Here is a 19,580-nt window from a genome sequence, read left to right as displayed (position 1 = left end):
TCTTTTTTGAAATTACAGAAGGTGGCTGTAATTGTCATGCCCTAAATCAGATATTTGACTTGATTCTCCGGGAGCTATTTCCCGATTAGGCCTTTATTTCAAAATAAAATTGCCTAAAATCATTGATAACACTTGACTTAGAGTAGAAAACAGAGTTCTCTTCCTAATAAGGGATGCCGCAGTGTTTTTCATCCATCCGCTTCGTAATTTTTTCATTTTTTGGACAAACGCTTACAAATTGTCCGTTGATTTAATCCGCTTTCGGGCATATTATTGATGGTAGCCGCTGGCCGCTATTAACGATAGGCAATATATAACAGGCTGGGGTAATTGATACTATCTCCTAAAACGCAAGATACGATATGTTCTATTCTGTCCGGCTTAGCGTGAGTACCGGATGGTCTGTTTGCACGTTATAGTAGCTAGCGGTTATGGTTTAAAAATGAGACAACAGTTTTTTGCGACAATCAGCCTTAAGAAAGCGTGATCCGATGTCCGAAGATCTTAAGTTGCGCATTGCACTCGTGTTTAGGGCTGAAGTTGCTGAAACTGGCTTTAACCACGTCAGTGTAGTTCACTTGATGAAGAAGAGTGGTATTAGAAGGCAGACTTTTTACGATAACTTCCAAGATAAATATGATTTGCTAGGTTATACCATCTAGGCAATGATGGAAGCCGATGTCGAAAGCAACATCGACAGGCTGGATCGGGAGGAAATTATCGCACAAGTTTTCTATAGTGCTGAGCTGAACAGGGATTTTTACAAAAGCGTATATTCAAGTCAAAAAGAGATCGACGTGATTGGTGAGATTTCGCGGCATGTTGCAGTGCTGCTGCGAAAGATCATCAAAGAAGAAGGCATGACCGACAACCACAAGGCCAGTGACTGCGTGATGGTATTCAGGATTGGCTTGACCTATACGATGATTGACAGCCTCTTCAGCCATCACCCGCTCGACTACGATGTAATCGCTGACCGGGTTAATAGTGCCTTGCATTTTACACTCTCTAATCACACTAGTGAGGAATAAATGTTCTTTCCGCGCGCCTCCCTTGAAACGTGCTCTCTTTGTTTCAAGGGGGTGTTTGTGTGTGCTACAATATAGATACCAGAATTATGAACCGGGTTCACATCTGATGTGCAAGAAATGGTACCAGCTGATTACTTGTACCGAACCGGTTGGAGCGCTTAATAGGCGCTCTTTTTTTATGCACTTTTTTGAACCCACTACTCGTTCTTTCTATAAGAAATCTCTTTACACGCGTGCTATAATGTAAAGTCTGAGTGTCTAAGTGGGAGCTTCGGCACTTAGCTATTTAATCGTGTGTTTTTTGAGGAGGAAGAGATGAGGATATTTATGGCCGTATTATGGCCCATATTGCTAGTAGCATCTGCTGCTATGGCGACGATCAGCTATCGTAAAAAAAAATCTGGTAAGGCTGATAAAGATTACTATTCAGTTAGAGGGTGGGGCAGCTTTGCCTTTTTGTCCCTGCTAGGCGTTATGATGAGCTATCTGCCGTTAGGAATTTTAAGTGTAGGGGGATGCCTCTTTATTGCCGCTTTTGTTCTGATGTATTTTGCCTACAGTAAAATAGAACACAAGTTAAAGGTACAAAAGGCAACCGCCTGGCTCTTGCTGGCCCTTTCTTTTGTGACTGTCGGTGTTGGCAGTGTAGCCGCGGAAGAATACAGTCCGCGGACCAAAGTCGTGGTTAAGTATACTGGCGCTAAGGAATACCAACAGGTAAAAGAAAAGAACGCTGCGCTGATTTCTGCCAAGAAGGCCGCCTTGTTGGTCTACGCGCCTCTGGCTAAGAAGGTTAAGAAGCTGGAAGCCCAGGAAAAGGCAGAAAAAGAAGCTGCTGCAAAGGCTAAGCAGGAGCAGGAAAAGCAGGCAGCTGAAGCTAAAAAGGCAGCTGAAGCCGCCCGTAAAGCCGCGGAAAAGCAAGCCGCTGCCGCATCTAGTGCCAGTGATTCAAGCACTGATGACTCAGCTGATACTTCAAGTGATCAGCACGGTGATATGAACACGGCTGACTCTCAGAAAATTGTTGGTAATGTCAACTCAAAAATTTATCATGTCCCTGGCCAGTCCGGCTACCGTATGAATTCGTCAAACGCTGTCTACTTTAACAGTGAAGAAGAAGCGCAGAGAGCAGGTTACCGGAGGGCTAAGAGATAATGAAAAAGAAAAGAATAATTTTTGCTGCCGGTGCGGTTGCTCTGCTTTTTGCCGTGACTTCTACCAAGCCGGTTGATTCCCAGAATTATCCAAAGATTACCGTTAAGACCAAGCGGGTCAATAAGTATAAAGATAAAATCGAAGACTACGAGTCTGATAATCTTACTTTAGAAGTTGAGACTGATCTTATTAAGGATAAGACTGAGGAAGCTAAGGAAAAGCTGGCCAAAAAGCCGGGTAGTAAGACCAGCCAGACTACGTCCGCGAAAGAAACTGCTTCTGCTAAGTCAAAGCAAACTGATCTGGCATCCCTGACTTATAGCGGGCAACTGTTTACTGAAGTAAATAACAACCAACCAGACTTTAGCCAAAGTGACCTGACAACCAGCCGTGGTGCCTGGCAGACCTACGGCAATCTGGACAGCTTGAACCGGGCTACTACGGCCAATGCAATGCTGAATCAGTCCCTGATGCCGACTGCTAAAAGAGAACCATTGCACTGGGATCCAACTGGCTGGCACAACAAGCGGATTTCTAGCGGTTGGCTCTATAACCGGAGTCACTTGATCGGCTACCAGCTGACTGGACAGAATAACAACCCGAAGAACCTAATCACTGGTACGGAAGAAATGAACGTATCGGGGATGCTGCCATACGAAAATGAAGTAGCTGACTATTTGAAGGAATCTTCAAATAACTACGTCCGCTACCGGGTTAAGCCAATCTTCAAAGGAGATGAGCTTCTGGCCCGTGGCGTTCAAATGGAGGCCAAGTCTGTTGGCAGCAATGCGGTTTCCTTTAACGTCTATGTCTTTAACGTCCAGCCCGGCGTTGTTTTGAACTACAGCGATGGTACCAGCCGGGTACAGAATTAAATAGCATTAGAAAAAAAGTTCTCTGAAACTGTTAGACTTCACTTCTAACAGAGCGGAGAACTTTTATCTTTTATGGGCTTTAATACATTACGTTAAGTGAAGTGTATTGAGTAGCACAATTCCTACGGTGAAAAATATAATGGAAACTATCGAAAGCAATATGCAAAATTTGAAATCAATCTGATATTCCCCATCAGCAAACAGTTTCTTAATGCCGATAAACAGTATCAAAATTATCAAGTAGATGACGATTAGGTACACGCCACCAACTATGAAAGCATATCCTAGAGAAGAGAAGCACTAGACAGATTCCCAAGAATCTCGACGGAGCCCATCATGGCGAAGGACATTGCTGTAAAGATTCCTAAGATCCAGACAAACTCAGAGTAGATGCTCTTTATTTTCTTTTGTGCCTTCTTGGAGTTCTTGACAGCCTTCTCAGCCGCCTCGTTTGTGCTTTGGGCAGTGCTATTGGCTTACTTTGGCCTGGCGGCCTGTCTGCTTTTTTCCAGCAAGCTGCGGGAATATGGACCGCTGATTTGGACGCTTAGTTTCGGTATTATTTTTACAACCTTGGGCTGCAAGTGGCTTTACGCGATTCACGAGGAATATGGCTACCTGGCTTTGCGGAACATCTGCTTTCAAATTTTGTCTCTGATCCTGCTCTTGACATATGTCAAGGATGAAAGCGATCTATTGCTGTATACTTGGACTACGGTGGCGGGCAGCGCGGGGGCCAACTTGATCAACTTTCTGAGGTTACGTAAGTACTGCACCTGGTCTTTGACCTGGCGCTTTTCCTGGCAAAAGCACCTCCTGCCCATCCTCGGCTTATTCGCCAACTCTCTGGTCAACCTGCTTTACGTAAGCGCGGATGTAGCCCAGCTGGGAGTGATGACCAGCGACTATTATGTAGGCCTTTACTTGGTGGCCAGCAAGGTTACGGCTCTGCTTAAGCAATTGTTAGGTGCTGTGATCGTTGTGACCGTGCCGCGTCTGGCCTGCTTATATGGGCAAAAGGGCGGAGAATTTTTTCAAAAATTGGCCCGGCAGATCGAGGATTTAGATTTCGCGCCGGCTGCAGGGGCGGCGCTGGCAACCTTGCTTGCCGACCTGGTGATTTGTCTAGCTTGTTACTTTTTGGCGAAAAAGTCGGCCCGCCTCTTGCCCAGCGGGAAAAAGCTGGCCAGCAGTTTGCTGGGCTGTCTTTATGTTTACTTGGTTTGCCAAGCTGCTTTAGCTAAAGGCCTAGGGCCTGGAGCGACGGTCTTTTGGGCAGCCCTCTGGGCCATCCCTGGCTACTTTGTGATTTTATATATGCTTGGCAACCGGGTCTTGCTGGAATTTAAGCGCGGAAGTAGATAGGAGTAGGAATTAATCCACTTGACCGGACAAGTTCTGAAAACTGTCCGTTGAAAAGATAGCGCTTACAGTATATGATGTGGTTAAACAAGTTGGAAGAAGTAAGGAGGATTTTCCGATGAAAAAGATAATTAATGACCCAAGCAATGTTGTTGAAGAAATGGTAACTGGCCTAGCCGGAATGTACCCGCAATACGTTGAACGGATCCCTGGCACGGCTGCTTTAGTCCGCAGCGACAAGGACTCAATGACCGGCAAGGTTGGTCTGGTCAGCGGCGGTGGCAGCGGCCATGAACCAGCCCACGCTGGTTATGTTGGTAAAGGGATGCTGACTGCGGCTGTTTGCGGGCAAGTCTTTACTTCCCCGACTCCAGACCAGATCTACGAAGCAATTAAGGCAGCCGACCAAGGCAAGGGCGTCTTCTTGATCGTCAAGAATTATTCTGGTGACGTGATGAACTTTGACATGGCCAAGGATTTGGCCGCTATGGACGACATCGAAGTCCGCTCTATCGTGGTTGATGACGACATTGCCGTGGAAAACAGCCTTTACACTCAAGGCCGGCGCGGGGTGGCCGGGACCGTCTTTATGCACAAGATCTTAGGTGCGGCTGCTGACCAAGGTGCCAGCTTGGATGAGATTGAAGAATTAGCCAAGGCAGTATTGCCACACATCAACACGATTGGTGTTGCCTTGTCAGCAGCTACGGTGCCAGAAGTTGGCAAGCCGGGCTTCGTTTTAGCTGATGACGAGATTGAATACGGGGTCGGGATTCACAGCGAACCAGGCTACCGCAGAGAAAAGATCAAGCCATCTAAGGACCTGGCCCAGGAACTGCTCGGCAAGATCGATGAAAGCTTGAAGCTGTCTGCTGACAAGAAGTACGCCATCTTGGTCAATGGGATGGGGGCAACGCCTTTGATGGAACAATACATCTTTAGCAAGGATGTCCTGGACTGGCTGGGTGCTAAAGGCATTAAGCCTGTCTTCACTAAGGCCGGCAACTACATGACCTCCATCGACATGGCTGGTATTTCCTTGACGGTGATGGAAATCGCGGATGACAAGTGGCTGGACTACTTGAACTACCTAGTTAAGACGATTGCTTGGTAAGGGGGAGCAAAAAATGGAACTGACGACTGAACTTTTAGACAAGTGGATGGCAATTTTTGCGGAAAAAATCGAAGCCAACAAGGCTTACTTAAGTGACCTGGACACCCCGATTGGCGATGGAGACCACGGCAATAACATGGCCAGAGGGATGTCAGCAGTTGAAGAAGCCTTGCAGACTAAAGAGCCAGCTGATTTGACCTCAGCTTTAAAGCTGGTGGCGATGTCTCTGATCAGCAAGGTCGGCGGGGCTTCAGGTCCACTCTACGGGACAGCCTTCTTGGAAATGGCCAAGTTGAGCAATAGTGAAACTGACCTGGCTAGATTGACTGAAGCAGCCCTTTTGGGGATCAAGAAGCGGGGCGGCGCTGAACCTGGCGATAAAACCATGGTTGATGTCTGGTCAGCGGTCGTACCGGCTTTAGCTAAAGACAACTTAACTAACGATCTCATTCAAGAGGCAGTTGAAAGCACCAAGCCGATGCAAGCCAAGAAGGGTCGGGCATCTTACTTAGGTGAGCGGTCAATTGGTCACCTTGACCCAGGTTCCGTTTCAAGCGGCTACCTTTTCACGGCTTTGCTGGAAGCGGAGGCATAAGATGACTTACGGTATTTTGATCGTGTCCCATGTGCCTGAAATCGCGGCTGGTTTACCAAAATTGCTTAAGCAGGTAGCGGCTGACGTGCCGATTACCTTTGCTGGTGGTACTGATGATGGCGATATTGGGACCAGTATGGAAAAGATTGGGCAGGCAATTGAAGAAAATGCTGCTGACGAGCTGCTGGCTTTTTACGACCTGGGCAGTGCTAGAATGAATCTGGACATGGCTGGGGAGTTTGCCGAGAAAAGGGTCCGCGTTTATGACGTAGCCTTGATCGAAGGTTCTTATGTGGCGGCTTCGCTCTTGCAGGCTGGTGTTGGCTTGGCTGAACTTGAAAGCCAGCTGGCGCCTTTAAAGATTAAAGGAGATGACTAACATGAATGGATTTTTAGGAGAGTTCTTAGGAACGATGATTTTGATCGTGCTGGGTGTCGGCTGCGGGGCCGGGATCAGCTTGAATAAGGCTTATGCCAAGGGGCAGGGCTGGCTGTTTGTCACCCTGGCCTGGGGAATGGCGGTAACCTTCGGCGTTTACGTGGCTGGCCAATTCGGCGCACAAGGCCACATCAACCCAGCGGTAACTATTGGTTTCGCGGCCTTCGGCTTCTTCCCATGGAGCCAGGTAATGCCGTACTTGCTGGGGCAATTCCTGGGCGCCTTTGTCGGGGCAGCCCTGGTAATCCTGCACTACTACCCGCACTTTAAGGCGACTAAGGCTGATGAAGGCAACAGCGTGGGGATTTTTGCGACTGGCCCAGCCATCAACAACCCTGTTTTCAACTTCTTGAGTGAAACGATCGCGACTTTTGTCTTCATCTTCACCTTGCTCAACCTGGGCAACTTCACCCAAGGCTTAAAGCCATTAATTGTTGGTTTCTTAATCATGGTTGTTGGTCAAGCTTTGGGTCCAACGACTGGCTTTGCCTTGAACCCAGCCCGGGACTTCTCACCACGTCTGGCCTACGCGATTTTGCCAGTGCCAAACAAGGGCGTGGCTAACTGGGCTTATGCCTGGGTTCCTGTCTTAGGGCCAATCGCCGGTGGTCTTTTAGCTAGCGGCCTGCAGGCATTGTTGAAATAGAGAGTTAGCCAATGTCAGAATGTTTAAAGCTGCACATCTCGCAAGTTTTTAAAGATGAGGTGGCCAAAAACGGCTTTAACCATGTCAGTGTTGCCAAGATCATGAAGCAAAGCGGGATTAGGCGACAGACTTTTTACGAGAACTTTAAGGACAAGTTTGACCTTTTGGACTATACGATCAAGTCGATGATGGAAAACGATATCGAGAGCAATATCGGCTACCTGGACTGGGAAGGTATCATCTTTTTGGTCTTTTACGGGATCGAACTGAATAAAAAGTTCTATAAGAGCGTCTATGAAAGCCAGACAGAGGTTGATGTGGTCGGGGAAATTTCCAGCCATATTGCCGTTTTGCTCAAGCAGATCATTGAAGAAGAAGGGGCGGATTTTGATCAGCAGGCCAAGGACTTTGTGGAAACTTTTTGCCTGGGTCTGACTTATACAATGATTGACAACCTTTTCCGGCCACACCCGCTGGAATACGACGTTATCGCCAGCAAGGTCGACAACGCCCTCCACTTCACCTTGAATCTGTAAAATTTTACCCTTGAACTCCAGCTCGAGCTCAAGGGTATTTTATACTCTAAATAAGTTATACAATTGACTGCACAAGGAGGTTTGCTCATGAAAATTATCGTTACCGGCGGTGCTGGCTTTATCGGTTCCAACTTTGTCTTCTACATGATGAAGAAGCACCCAGACTACAAGATCATCTGCCTGGACAAGCTGACTTACGCGGGCAACCTGTCAACCCTGAAGGATGTCATGGACAAGCCAAACTTCCGCTTCGTCAAGCTGGACATCTGCGACCGCGAAGGCGTCTACAAGCTTTTTGAAGAAGAACACCCGGACGTTGTTGTTAACTTCGCCGCAGAAAGCCACGTTGACCGGTCAATCGAAAACCCGGAAATCTTCCTGCAAACCAACATCATCGGTACTTCCGTTTTGATGGACGCTTGCCGCAAGTACGGGATCAAGCGTTACCACCAAGTATCAACTGACGAAGTTTACGGCGACCTGCCGCTGGACCGGCCAGACCTCTTCTTCCACGAAGACACGCCGCTGCACACTTCCAGCCCATACTCATCATCAAAGGCCAGCGCTGACCTTTTGGTCGGGGCTTACGGCAGAACTTACGGCCTGCCTGTAACTATTTCCCGTTGCTCAAACAACTACGGCCCTTATCAATTCCCGGAAAAGCTGATCCCATTGATGATCCAAAGAGCCTTGGACGACAAGCCTTTGCCAGTTTACGGTGAAGGTCAAAACGTCCGCGACTGGCTTTACGTTGAAGACCACTGCAAGGCCATCGACCTCATTTTGGAAAAGGGGACGGTTGGTGAAGTCTACAACATCGGCGGCCACAACGAAATGCACAACATCGACATCGTTAAGCTGATCTGCGACTACCTGGACAAGCCTTACTCCTTGATCGAACACGTTACTGACCGCAAGGGTCACGACCAACGTTACGCTATCGACCCAACCAAGATCCACGATGAACTCGGCTGGTTGCCGGAAACCATGTTCAAGGACGGTATCAAGAAGACCATCCAATGGTACCTGGACAACAAGGAATGGTGGGAAAACATTATCTCTGGAGGATATCGAAAGAATTATTAGGCTTAAAAGAAAATAGGAGGAACTGCAAATGAAAGGAATCATTTTAGCAGGCGGTTCTTGTACCCGCCTTTACCCACTTACTTTAGTTACCAGCAAGCAGCTGCTGCCTGTTTATGATAAACCAATGATTTATTAGCCATTATCGACACTGATGTTAACGGGGATCAAAGATGTTTTGATTATCTCCACATCGACTGATACGCCCCGCTTTAAGGAACTAATGGGTGATGGCTCCCAATTTGGGATTAAGCTCTTTTACAAGGTTCAACCCAGTCCAGATGGCTTGGCTCAAGCCTTTACCTTGGGCGAGGACTTCATTAACGGTGAACCTTGCGCCATGGTTTTGGGTGATAATATTTTTCACGGAAATGGTTTTACCAATATGATCAAAGGCGCGGCAGAGGATGCCCGAAAAGGGAGAGCAACCGTTTTTGGCTACTATGTTAATGACCCTGAACGTTTCGGAGTGGTTGAATTTGATAAAAGTGGTAAAGCTATTTCGATTGAGGAGAAACCTGCAAATCCAAAAAGCAATTATGCTGTAACTGGTCTATATTTCTATCCATCGGGCGTGAGTCAGAAAGCAGCAGAAGTTAAGCCAAGCAAACGTGGTGAAGTTGAAATTACATCATTGAACGAGATGTACATCAAAGAAGAGCGGTTAATCGTTCAGCAGTTAGGTCGCGGTTGTGCTTGGCTAGATACTGGAACGATTCATAGTCTCATAGATGCCTCCAATTTTGTCAAAACGGTTCAAGAGAGAACCGGAGTAAGTATTTCTGCAATAGAAGAAATTGCCTACACTAATGGCTGGATTGATAGAGACCGGCTTAGAAATTCTGCAGCTTTTTACGGAAAGAGTACTTATGACAGGCATTTGAAGGCAATCGCTGATGGTAGATTTTTTAGAAAGGAATGACAATCGAAGTAATCAAAGTTGAAAAGAATGTCGGCGGTATTGAAGGTTTGGCAGTGATTACGCCAGCAGTTCACGGGTATGACCGTGGCTACTTCATGGAAACCTACAACGAAAACGACATGAAGGAAGCTGGTTTTGACATCAACTTCGTCCAAGACAACCAATCAAGCTCAATCAAGGGCGTTTTGCGGGGCCTGCACTTCCAAAAGCACTTCCCGCAATGCAAGCTGGTCCGGGCCGTGCGTGGGGATGTCTTCGACGTTGCCGTTGACCTGAGAAGCGACTCCAAGACCTACGGCAAGTGGTACGGGGTGGAACTGACCGCTGAAAACAAGAAGCAGTTCTTGATTCCAGAAGGTTTCGCCCACGGCTTCCTGGTTTTGAGCGACGTGGCTGAATTCTGCTACAAGGTTAACGACTTCTGGCACCCAAACGATGAAGGCGGCATGGCTTGGAACGACCCTGAAATCGGGATTGAATGGCCGCAATTGGTTGGCGAATACCCGGGCTCAGCTGATGCTAGCGGCTACGCTTTGGAAGACGGTACTAAGCTGACTTTGTCCGACAGGGACCAAAAGTGGCTGGGCCTCAAGGACACCTTCAAGTTCTAAGAGGAGGACTTTTTCATGAAAGTTTTTGTAACTGGCGTTAACGGCCAACTGGGCCATGACGTAATGAACGAATTGGCCAAGCGGGGCTACGAAGGCGTCGGCAGCGACTTGGCTCCGGAATACAGCGGGATCGCTGACGGCTCATCCGTTACTACTGCTCCTTACGTTTCTTTGGACATTACTAACGCGGAAGGCGTAAAGCAGGCCATCACTGAAGTTAACCCTGACGTGATCGTTCACTGCGCTGCCTGGACTGCTGTTGACCTGGCTGAAGACGACGACAAGGTTGCGGCTGTCCGCAAGGTTAACACCAATGGTACTCAAAACATCGCCAACGTAGCCAAGGAATTAGACGTGCCAATGGTTTACATCTCCACTGACTACGTCTTCGATGGCCAGGGCACTACTCCATGGGACCCGGACTTCAAGGGCTACAAGCCAATGAACGTTTACGGGGAAACCAAGCTGGGCGGGGAACTTGCCGTATCTGAAACTTTGGACAAGTACTTCATCGTCCGGATCGCCTGGGTCTTCGGCTTGAACGGGAAGAACTTCATCAAGACCATGCTTAACGTGGGTAAGACTCATGATGAAGTCAAGGTGGTCAGCGACCAAATCGGTACGCCAACTTACACTTTGGACTTGGCCCGGCTTTTGGTCGACATGATCGAAACTGACAAGTACGGCTATTACCACGCAACTAACGCGGAATTGCCAGAAACTGCCAGCGGCTATGATGAAAACGGCACGAAGACCGGCTACATCAGCTGGTACGATTTCACCAAGGAAATCTACCGCCAGGCCGGCTACAAGACCAAGGTAACTCCGGTTACCACGGAAGAATACGGCCTCTCCAAGGCTGTACGGCCATTCAACTCACGTTTGGACAAGAGCAAGCTGGAAAAGAACGGCTTCAAGCCGCTGCCAACTTGGCCAGACGCCGTGCACCGCTACTTGGAAGCCTTGAAGGCTGACGGCTTCTTTGACTAAGCAATTTTTAAGAGCACTGGATGTGAAATCCGGTGCTTTTTTGCTTGTTTTTAGGCATATCCACCTATTCATGGTAATCGTCCAAGCGGCACTAAAATAGAGCAAGCCATAGGACTAAACAGGCAAAATATGATATTATGGGTAATAAGGTAGATAGCGCCGAGCGCACCATGCGCTAAGCATGATGCTGATAAAAGATATAAACGCCCTCTTGGAATATGCTCTCAATTTCCAAGGGGGTTTTCGTTCGCCCAAAAATCGGCCAAAAACTTTTGTGGCAAGATCTTCTTCTAGAAAGGCGCTAGCGGTGGCTAGTTTACAAAAAGTTTGCTGTGTAAGAATGCTGTAGTGACGGGGGTTCTCTACCGAATGCATGTTCCAAAAAATCTGCTTTGGATGAGGTAGAATAGGTTCAAACAGTACAAGAGAAATAATTTTAAGGAGGCAAAAAATGACCGAATCTATCAAAACGCCAACAGTTGCTGAAATCATCAATGACGAATACCTGTAGCCGTTAGGACTTAGCGCTGCTGACTTGGCGCAAGCCATCCATGTGCCGGCTGCAAGAATCAAGGATATCTTGCACGGCAGCCAGGAAATCACTGCTGACATTTCACTCAGATTAGCCAAATTCTTTGGCGTATCAGATTCTTACTTCTTTAATCTGCAAAGTGACATTGACTTGCGGGATGCCAAGAAGCATCTTAGCCGTGACTTGTCAGCAATTAAGCCTTTTACAGAGGTACAGGCCAAAAATAAGTAATCTCTTAATGCTAATTTCCCAGGATTTTACAACTCAATGTCTAAAAAGCCTACTATTACGGCCTTTTTCGAAGTTTAAGATAATATTTTTTGAGTTGTAACTTAAACTCAACGAAACCCTCTAAAAGGTTGATATATCAAGTGATAGAGCACTTTGAGTAGTAATTTATGGGAAATTAGCACTTAACTAATTTCTTGATCCAGATCAAGGCCTCGCGCATCTATTCAAGCTACAATAGCCTTATCTAAATAGATGAGGTGACCAAGATGAACGAAAAAGTAGATTTGAAAGACCGGCTGACGCCAATGCAGTACGCCGTGACCCAAAACGCGGCAACTGAACCGCCTTATACAGGTGAGTACGACAACTTCTTCGAAAAAGGGATCTATGTCGACGTGGTCAGTGGGGAAGCCCTCTTTTCCTCTTTGGACAAGTACGATTCCGGTTGCGGCTGGCCAGCCTTCACCAAGCCTCTGGTTAAGCTGACCCAGCGCCGGGACCAGTCCTTTGGCATGGAAAGAACCGAAGTCCGCAGCCGCCAGGCTGACTCCCACCTGGGCCACGTCTTCACCGACGGTCCTTTGGACAAGGGCGGCCTGCGCTACTGCATCAACTCTGCTGCCCTCAAGTTCATCCCTTACGACCAGCTGGAAGAAGCGGGTTACGGCGAATACCGGCAGCTTTTCGAATAAACGAAAAAAACTGACGACTTCCTTGCTTTGGAAATCGCCAGTTTTCTTGTTTTCTAGCCTAAAATTGCCTTGTCGCTGGCGAATTCCTCGCCGGATACGACTTCAAATTGGTGGAGCAATTTCTCCACTGTCAGTTTCTTCTTTTCTTCACCCTTGATGTCTAAAACGACCTTGCCGTCGTTCATCATAATCAAGCGGTTGCCGTGGGCAATGGCATCCCTCATGTTGTGAGTCACCATAATCGTGGTCAGCTTGCCGTCTGCGACGATCCGGTCGGTCGCCTTCAAGACCTTCTCCGCCGTCTTCGGGTCCAGTGCCGCCGTGTGTTCATCCAAGAGAAGAACTTTCGGCTTGACCAGAGTTGCCACCAGCAAGGTCAAAGCCTGTCTCTGCCCGCCGGACAGAAGACCTACTTTAGCAGTCAACCGGTCTTCCAGACCCAGGTTGAGTACCTTCAGCTTTTCCTTGTATTCAGCGCAGAACCTCATCTAGCACTTCTTTAGTGTAGTGACGTTGATTGGAGGCAGTTCTAAGCGGCGTAATCAGTCCTTCAGCTTCCCAATTGCGGAGAGTTGACTTGGCAACGTTAAGATACTCAGCTGCTTTTGATATGGACATGTATTCGCTCATCGTTTCTTTCTTCCAATCTTTTGATACCGGCGTTATATAAAGAATTGGTAAGAAACGTTGCTGTTTAGCATTGGATAAAATGGATAATTTTTAGCAGTCACATCCTTTTCCGGGATGCTGGTTTCCGTAGTCGCCGCGCTGGTTTTTGCTGGTTCAGTAGACTGCTTGTTACAGCGGCTTGCTTTTGCTCATCAGCAGGAGGGGCCGTTCCTTCTGTAGTAGATTCGCTGCTAGTGCTTTCTTCAACTGTAGTACTAGAGCTTGTACCAGCTGCCCGCTACCTACAAAAAAGCTGGTGTCTAAAGCGACTGCTACCAGGCCAATCGATAATTTTCGAAATCCAAACTTTTCTTTCCCGTTTAATTTGCTGTTGAAATTGGGATCGTGTTTGTGGCTCATAATTATCGTTCATCTATATTTTTATTTTAAAAAGCAATAAATTATGGCAAAAAATTAGATATACCGTTCAAACAGCGATATACAGTTCTGTAAATTACACTCAATTGGGTATAAGAAGAGGACTCCCTCTACTTGTAATCAAAAAGAACAATATTAAAGTAAGTACTTATAAATAATTTTAGCAAAAAATCATCGTAATGGATGATCAAATACCAAAAATAACGAATATTAGCAAAAATACCTTGCAAACATGAGACTTTTGTCTAAATCTTGCAAGGCATTTTCACATTTTATTAAATTCTAAAGGCCAGACTTTCGTATGGCCGCAGGCTCAATTCACCTGGCAGGCAGCTGAGCTCTCTTTTGTAGTTGTCCAAAAGAATCTGGCCGCATTCCTGCAGGTCGCTTGGCACGGAGATCACGGCTTCTTTTCCATAGAAGTTGTTGAAGACAACCAACTTTTCCCCGTCCAGCTCTCTGACATAGGCAAAAACTTGCTGGTCATCCGGCAGGATTTCCCGGAAGCCGCCGGCAGAAATTACTGCTTCCTGTTTTCTTAAAGCAATCAGCTTCTGGTAGAAGGCGAAAATTTCTCCCTCAGCCAGTTCTTTTTTGACATTGATTTCGTCTTGGTGAGTTGGCAGAAGCCACGGCTTAACCTGGCTGAAGCCGGCGTACTTGCTATCATCCCAGTGCATTGGCACCCGGGAGTTGTCTCGGGACTTGGCCTTGATGATTGCAAAAGCCTCATCCTCGCTCATTCCCTTGTCCAGCAATTCCTGGTAGGCGTTCTTGCATTCCACGTCCACGTATTCGTCCATTGACTGGTAGTCTGGGTTGACCATCCCCAGTTCTTCTCCCTGGTAGATGAATGGCGTTCCCCGCAAAAAGTGGATCGTGGCCGCCAGCATTTCCGCTGACTTTTCTCGGTAGTGGACCGGATCGCCGAAGCGGTTTAAGGCCCAAGGCTGGTCGTGGTTGTTCCAGAAGACAGCGTTCCAGCCGCCGCCTTCGGTCATCCCTGTCTGCCAGGAACTGAGTAGCCCCTTCAGCTTCATGAAGTCAAACGGCGTCTTAGTCCACTTTTCCCCGTCCTTGTAGTCGACCTTCAAATGGTGGAAGGTGAAGACCATGGACAGCTCCTTTTCCTTAGGGTTGGTGTAGCGGACGCTGTTGGGGATAGTCGTTGAAGACATTTCCCCAACCGTGATAGAGTCCTCGTCTTGGCCAAAAGTCGTCCGGTTCAGTTCCTTTAAGTAGTCGTGAACCACTGGCGTATCGGTGTAGAGAGTTTTTTCTTCGGTTGGGTCAGTGGAGTCGACCAGATCCTCGCTCTTGCCAGTCACATTGATGACATCGAAGCGGAAGCCCCGGACCCCCTTGCCCCGCCAGAAGTTGACCACGTCTTCCAGTTCCTTTCTGACTTCCGGATTGTGCCAGTCCAGATCAGCCTGGGTCGAGTCATAGAGGTGGAGGTAGTAAAGGTCAGTGTTACCAAATTTGGACCAGGCCGGGCCGCCGAACTTGGACTGCCAGTTGTTTGGCAGGCTGCCGTCAGGCTTGCCGGGCCGCAGGTAGAAGAACTTCCGGTATTTTTCATCCCCGGCTAAAGCCTTCTTGAACCATTCATGTTCAGTTGAGCAGTGGTTCAAAACCATGTCCAGCATCACGCCCACGCCGATGTCTGCTAATTTGGCCTGCAACTCTTCAAAGTCAGCCATCGTGCCAAAAAGGGGATCGATCTCCCTGTAGTTGGCGATATCATAGCCGTTGTCGTTTTGCGGGGAAACATAGAAGGGGTTGAACCAGATCATGTCTACGTTCAGCTTCTTGATATAGTCGATCTTCTCGATAATGCCCCGGAGGTCCCCAATCCCGTCGCCGTTAGCGTCGTAGAAGGACTTTGGGTAGATCTGGTAGATGACTTTTTGACCTAGATTTTGCATGTTTTTTCTCCTATATTTTGCTGCGGCGAGCAAAGTCAATAAATCTGAAACGGTTGGGATTGTGGTAAGAGGCGGTCAGCTGGAAGAGGGAGGTGTCCTCTAAGTAGACCATGCTTTTCACTAAAACGGCTTTCCGGTCGGGGTCCAATTCCAGCATCTTGGCTAATTCCTCGCTCACGGTCTGCACGCTGACGTCTTTAACCGCGTAGGAAATCTTGAGGCCCAGGTCGTTTTCAAAGTAGTCATATAAGGAATGTTCCGCCACAGACGGGCTGATTTCCTTGACGTACTTGGTGGAGATGTAGTCTACGTCTAAAACGTCCGGCTCACCGTCAATGATTCTGAGCCGCTTGACCTTGATAAAAGGCTCCGTGTTGTCGCAGCTGAAGTCGTCGGGAACTTTCTTGACTTCCTTGATTTCCAAAAGCTTGGTCTCTGCTTTTAGTCCCAGGGACTGGTTCAGTTCGTTAAAAGTCGTGATCCTGGAAATTGGAAAGCTCAAGCGGGAAAAGTCGAGGACGATCGAGCCTTTGCCTTTGATCTTCTGGATTAATCCCAGGCTGGTTAAGTCTTCCAAGGACTTTCTGACCGTGTTCCGGGATGCCCCGTAGAGATTGGCCAGTTCGTTTTCGCTGGGCAAAAAGCTCTTGGGCGGGTAGATCCCGTGCCGGATCTTGCCGGCCAGGTCTTGGGTAATCATGTCTTGCTTGGCAGTCATTTTCTGTCTCCAAATTCTTTTCTGCCTCCATTATAGCCGGGCGTAGGTGGCTTTTCAATATGTATGTACAAGATAATCTGAAGATAGAAACCGGAAACAATGCCGGTAATAAAATAATTTACAAAAAGTGTTGACAACTTGTATGCACAAGTATAAGATAGAGACAGTTAAGAGAAAGCGGTTACCAGTCGCTAAGATTTTTGGAGAATGAATATGGCAAAGAAAGATTACAGCGGCCTGGCGAAGACGATCATCGCCAACGTCGGCGGCAAGGAGAACATCAACAGCTTGATTCACTGCATCACGCGCCTGCGTTTCTACCTTAAGGATGAAAGCAAGGCCAACGATGAAGTTTTAAAGGAAACTGACGGCGTTATCGACGTAATGCACGCTTCCGGCCAGTACCAAGTGGTCATCGGCAACGCGGTTACCCAGGTCTACGACGCCGTGATGGCGGAACTGGGCGGCCTGCCAGAAGGCGGCGAAGCAGCCGAAACTGCCGAAACTAAGGAAGATGATGGCAAGAACCCGGTTTCCAAAGCTTTTGGCAACTTGATCGGCTTCATTACTGGCTCCATGAGCCCGGTGGTCGGCGTTATTGCTGCTTCCGGTATCATCAAGGGGATCCTGGCCCTGCTGACTTTGCCGCAATTAGGGGCCCTTTTGAACGTGAAGAGCACGGCTTATATCACGGTCAGCGCTATGGCGGACTCAGCCTTTTACTTCCTGCCAATTTTGGTTGGCTTCGCCGCTGCTAAAAAGCTGAACGGTGATCCAATCGTGGCCGCGGTAATCGGCGGAGTCCTGACTTACCCGCAGCTGGTTACTTGGGGCGGGCAGTACAAGACCATGTTCAGTCTGGGCGGTTTCAACTTCCAGTTCTTGAACTACACCTACTCAATCTTCCCGATGATCCTGGCCGCCTGGCTGGCTAAGAAACTGGAAGACTGGCTGAGAGACCACCTGCCGGATTACCTGCAGATGATCTTCACGCCGATGATTACCATCTTGCTAGTTTCAGCAGTTACCTTGATGATTACCGGTCCGGTGATCCAGGGCGTGGCCAACGGGATTGCGGACTTGATCAACTGGGTTGTTTCAGCTTCTGGCTGGATCGGGGGTCTGTTGATCGGTGCCTTCTACCAAGTTCTGGTTATCTTCGGTTTGCACTGGGGCGTTGTGCCGCTGGTTGCCCAGCAGATTGCCCAAAGCGGCCAGAGTTCATTGAACGCGATTATTTCTGTGACTATGGTTTCCCAAGGGGCGGCAGTTTTGGCTGTAGCCTTGAAGACTAAGAAGAAGGGGACCAAGACTTTGGGGATCTCCGCAGCTGTTTCAGCCTTCTGCGGGGTTACGGAACCAGCGATCTACGGGATCAACCTGCGCTTTAAGAAGGTCTTTATCTCCGGTTTGATCGGGTCAGCAGTCGGCGGTTTGATCACTGGCTTGATGCACGGGACCATGTACGGCTTTACTGGTTCTTTGATCGGTTTCTCATCCTTCTTCAACCCGAAGAATCCAAGTGACTTGACTAGCTTCTACGCCTTCCTTCTGTCCAGCGCGGCAGCTCTGGTAATTTCCTTCATCGTGGCCTGGGTTTGGGGCTACAATGACGAAATGGTTGCCGGCAAGAAGGTTGAAAAGAAGCAACGGCCAGGCAGTGAAGCTAAGCGAAAGAGCGAAACTTTGACTGCTCCGGTAGCTGGCAAGGTGATTGCCTTGTCAAGCGTCAACGACCCAGTTTTTTCAACTGGTGCCATGGGTGAAGGCTTCGCGGTAGTGCCAACTGAGGGCGTGGTTAAGGCTCCGGTTGATGGTGAAGTAGCAGCCTTGTTTGAAACTGGCCACGCGATTGGCTTGAAGACTACGGCTGGCGCGGAAGTGCTGATCCACATCGGGATCGACACGGTTATGCTTAAGGGCAAGGGCTTTAACGTCAAAGTTGCGCAAGGTGACCTGGTTAAGGCCGGGCAAATTCTGATCGAGTTTGACCTGGACGGCATTAAGGAAGCCGGCTACGATCCAACGGTCATGACGGTAGTTACTGACAAACATGACGTGGACATTAAGTTGCCAAGCGTTGAATAATTTATAGACAAAAAAGGCGTCATCCCTCGATTTGGGGATGGCGTCTTTTTGCGCTTATTTAGCTTTCTTCTTCGCTGCAGATAGCGATGACCCGCATCTTGTAGCCAAAGGTGTGGTCTTCGGTAACCTTTTCGCCAGTGTGGTCGGTGATGACCGCGTCGATATGGCCGCCTTCAGCAACGAACTTGTCGATTTGTTCCTTGACTTGGGCAAAAGTTCCTTCAAATTGCTTGGTAAATTGCATGGTCTTTCCTCCTCTCCCAAAGTTAATTTAATTTCAACTCTAAAAAAACAAGAATAGTCTGATAATTGAAAATTAATCTGAAAAATCGTCGCTTGGCCAGTTTTTGCTTAAAAGGGTTCAGTATAAAAACTTGTGTAAATGATTGAGAGACTTAGGAAGCCTTCCGTGATAGCTCTCCATTAACCGCAGGAAGAAGCATTCATCATCTGGATACCCATACCCTTTACGTCTCTCGGTCTTGATCTTATTGTTAATACCCTCAAGTTTGCCAGTTGATATCCCGTATTTGGCAAACGTGTAGATCCCTCTCAAATGGCGGTATAAGAGACGCGCAAACCAAATAAAGTGACTATTTTTAGTTGCCTTACAGATATCTATGATCTCTTCTAGTCTGACGCACATTTCCACTTCGTCATGTGAGTTATATGCCTGATCTAGCAGGTCTTTGACGAAGTCTATTGTAAAGAAGAGCTTGTTTTCTTCCAATAGCTCGTCATACCAGTCTTCATTACCACCATGAGCCTTTATTTCCGGTGTATTGAATATTTGGAACTGTATAATTTTATGTGGGGCTGGGCGCAAGAGTGAAAGCGGCAGTAAAATAGCAAGAATAAGGCTTTTAACAGTCCTGTTGCTGAGCAGCAGGGCTGTTTCTTGTTTATACTTCTTGTTTATACTTTTTTATTAAAAATATAACTTTTGCTTTTTTTGTGGTTCAGTATAAATTCTTGTGTAAATAGA

The 19,580-nt window shown here is 47.8% G+C and carries 19 protein-coding genes and 5 pseudogenes; 17 read left to right on the top strand and 7 right to left on the bottom strand.

Annotation, left to right across the window (positions count from 1 at the left end; translation table 11 throughout):
* The first annotated feature begins 491 nt into the window (after positions 1-491).
* From HMPREF3168_RS10895 to msrB, 16 genes and pseudogenes are all read left to right on the top strand, one after another.
* Entirely contained in the window at positions 492-662 is a 171-nt protein-coding gene (locus tag HMPREF3168_RS10895) for a TetR family transcriptional regulator (RefSeq protein WP_256388589.1), read from the top strand.
* Between the two features lie 3 nt (positions 663-665).
* Positions 666-1,031: a hypothetical protein gene (locus HMPREF3168_RS00830; protein WP_231520312.1), complete on the top strand. Its 366-nt coding sequence runs from the start codon at positions 666-668 to the stop codon at positions 1,029-1,031.
* Between the two features lie 327 nt (positions 1,032-1,358).
* Positions 1,359-2,186, top strand: coding sequence for a sunset domain-containing protein (locus tag HMPREF3168_RS00825; RefSeq protein ID WP_035161705.1), 828 nt, complete (start codon positions 1,359-1,361; stop codon positions 2,184-2,186).
* A complete protein-coding gene (locus HMPREF3168_RS00820) occupies positions 2,186-3,061 on the top strand; it encodes a DNA/RNA non-specific endonuclease (protein ID WP_070488009.1) in 876 nt (291 codons plus the stop codon). The genes HMPREF3168_RS00825 and HMPREF3168_RS00820 overlap by 1 nt, the downstream gene beginning before the upstream one ends.
* Before the next feature lie 465 nt (positions 3,062-3,526).
* A complete protein-coding gene (locus HMPREF3168_RS09675; RefSeq protein ID WP_246825663.1) occupies positions 3,527-4,426 on the top strand; it encodes an MATE family efflux transporter in 900 nt (299 codons plus the stop codon).
* Positions 4,427-4,541: 115 nt separating this feature from the next.
* A complete protein-coding gene (dhaK, locus tag HMPREF3168_RS00810; protein WP_070488007.1) occupies positions 4,542-5,537 on the top strand; it encodes a dihydroxyacetone kinase subunit DhaK in 996 nt (331 codons plus the stop codon).
* Between the two features lie 13 nt (positions 5,538-5,550).
* Positions 5,551-6,132 carry a dihydroxyacetone kinase subunit DhaL gene (gene dhaL, locus HMPREF3168_RS00805; protein WP_070488005.1) on the top strand — a complete coding sequence of 194 codons (582 nt, stop codon included), beginning with the start codon at positions 5,551-5,553 and terminating at the stop codon, positions 6,130-6,132.
* Between the two features lies 1 nt (position 6,133).
* Positions 6,134-6,511, top strand: coding sequence for a dihydroxyacetone kinase phosphoryl donor subunit DhaM (gene dhaM / locus HMPREF3168_RS00800; RefSeq protein ID WP_070488003.1), 378 nt, complete (start codon positions 6,134-6,136; stop codon positions 6,509-6,511).
* Position 6,512: 1 nt separating this feature from the next.
* Positions 6,513-7,217 carry an MIP/aquaporin family protein gene (locus HMPREF3168_RS00795; RefSeq protein ID WP_070488001.1) on the top strand — a complete coding sequence of 235 codons (705 nt, stop codon included), beginning with the start codon at positions 6,513-6,515 and terminating at the stop codon, positions 7,215-7,217.
* Positions 7,218-7,228: 11 nt separating this feature from the next.
* On the top strand, positions 7,229-7,753 hold the full coding sequence (locus tag HMPREF3168_RS00790; RefSeq protein ID WP_013440192.1) for a TetR family transcriptional regulator: 525 nt from the start codon (positions 7,229-7,231) through the stop codon (positions 7,751-7,753).
* A gap of 87 nt (positions 7,754-7,840) precedes the next feature.
* On the top strand, positions 7,841-8,839 hold the full coding sequence (gene rfbB, locus HMPREF3168_RS00785; RefSeq protein WP_070487999.1) for a dTDP-glucose 4,6-dehydratase: 999 nt from the start codon (positions 7,841-7,843) through the stop codon (positions 8,837-8,839).
* A gap of 28 nt (positions 8,840-8,867) precedes the next feature.
* A pseudogene (gene rfbA, locus HMPREF3168_RS00780) lies at positions 8,868-9,758 on the top strand (glucose-1-phosphate thymidylyltransferase RfbA).
* 2 nt (positions 9,759-9,760) lie between these two features.
* A complete protein-coding gene (rfbC, locus tag HMPREF3168_RS00775) occupies positions 9,761-10,369 on the top strand; it encodes a dTDP-4-dehydrorhamnose 3,5-epimerase (protein ID WP_148129867.1) in 609 nt (202 codons plus the stop codon).
* Between the two features lie 15 nt (positions 10,370-10,384).
* Complete coding sequence (rfbD, locus tag HMPREF3168_RS00770; protein WP_016396236.1) at positions 10,385-11,359, top strand: dTDP-4-dehydrorhamnose reductase; 975 nt, start codon at positions 10,385-10,387, stop codon at positions 11,357-11,359.
* Positions 11,360-11,882: 523 nt separating this feature from the next.
* Positions 11,883-12,122: pseudogene (locus tag HMPREF3168_RS00765) on the top strand (HigA family addiction module antitoxin); the annotation flags it as partial.
* Between the two features lie 266 nt (positions 12,123-12,388).
* Positions 12,389-12,814: a peptide-methionine (R)-S-oxide reductase MsrB gene (gene msrB / locus HMPREF3168_RS00760; protein ID WP_003612761.1), complete on the top strand. Its 426-nt coding sequence runs from the start codon at positions 12,389-12,391 to the stop codon at positions 12,812-12,814.
* A gap of 53 nt (positions 12,815-12,867) precedes the next feature.
* On the opposite strand, the pseudogene HMPREF3168_RS00755 reads toward msrB, so the two are convergent.
* From HMPREF3168_RS00755 to treR, 5 genes and pseudogenes are all read right to left on the bottom strand, one after another.
* Positions 12,868-13,287: pseudogene (locus HMPREF3168_RS00755) on the bottom strand (ATP-binding cassette domain-containing protein); the annotation flags it as partial.
* Position 13,288: 1 nt separating this feature from the next.
* Positions 13,289-13,444, bottom strand: a pseudogene (locus tag HMPREF3168_RS09670) (MerR family DNA-binding transcriptional regulator); the annotation flags it as partial.
* Positions 13,445-13,612: 168 nt separating this feature from the next.
* A complete protein-coding gene (locus HMPREF3168_RS09665) occupies positions 13,613-13,843 on the bottom strand; it encodes a YSIRK-type signal peptide-containing protein (protein ID WP_231528990.1) in 231 nt (76 codons plus the stop codon).
* Positions 13,844-14,136: 293 nt separating this feature from the next.
* On the bottom strand, positions 14,137-15,789 hold the full coding sequence (gene treC, locus HMPREF3168_RS00745; RefSeq protein ID WP_070487992.1) for an alpha,alpha-phosphotrehalase: 1,653 nt from the start codon (positions 15,787-15,789) through the stop codon (positions 14,137-14,139).
* Positions 15,790-15,799: 10 nt separating this feature from the next.
* Positions 15,800-16,507, bottom strand: a complete 708-nt coding sequence (treR, locus tag HMPREF3168_RS00740) for a trehalose operon repressor (protein WP_016396242.1) — start codon at positions 16,505-16,507, stop codon at positions 15,800-15,802.
* A 213-nt stretch (positions 16,508-16,720) separates the two neighbouring features.
* Between treR and HMPREF3168_RS00735 the strand changes: the two genes are divergently transcribed.
* Positions 16,721-18,595, top strand: a complete 1,875-nt coding sequence (locus HMPREF3168_RS00735) for a beta-glucoside-specific PTS transporter subunit IIABC (protein WP_070487990.1) — start codon at positions 16,721-16,723, stop codon at positions 18,593-18,595.
* 58 nt (positions 18,596-18,653) lie between these two features.
* On the opposite strand, the gene HMPREF3168_RS00730 is transcribed toward HMPREF3168_RS00735, so the two are convergent.
* Together HMPREF3168_RS00730 and HMPREF3168_RS00725 are read right to left on the bottom strand one after the other, a co-directional pair.
* Entirely contained in the window at positions 18,654-18,839 is a 186-nt protein-coding gene (locus HMPREF3168_RS00730; protein ID WP_002879841.1) for a hypothetical protein, read from the bottom strand.
* 151 nt (positions 18,840-18,990) lie between these two features.
* Positions 18,991-19,388: pseudogene (locus HMPREF3168_RS00725) on the bottom strand (transposase); the annotation flags it as partial.
* Between the last annotated feature and the right edge of the window lie 192 nt (positions 19,389-19,580).

The organism is Lactobacillus sp. HMSC08B12 (assembly GCF_001808415.1).
Classification (GTDB): Bacteria; Bacillota; Bacilli; order Lactobacillales; family Lactobacillaceae; genus Lactobacillus; species Lactobacillus delbrueckii.
Note: the sequence above shows the minus strand (reverse complement) of the source record. Positions and strands in the feature narration are given on the sequence as shown.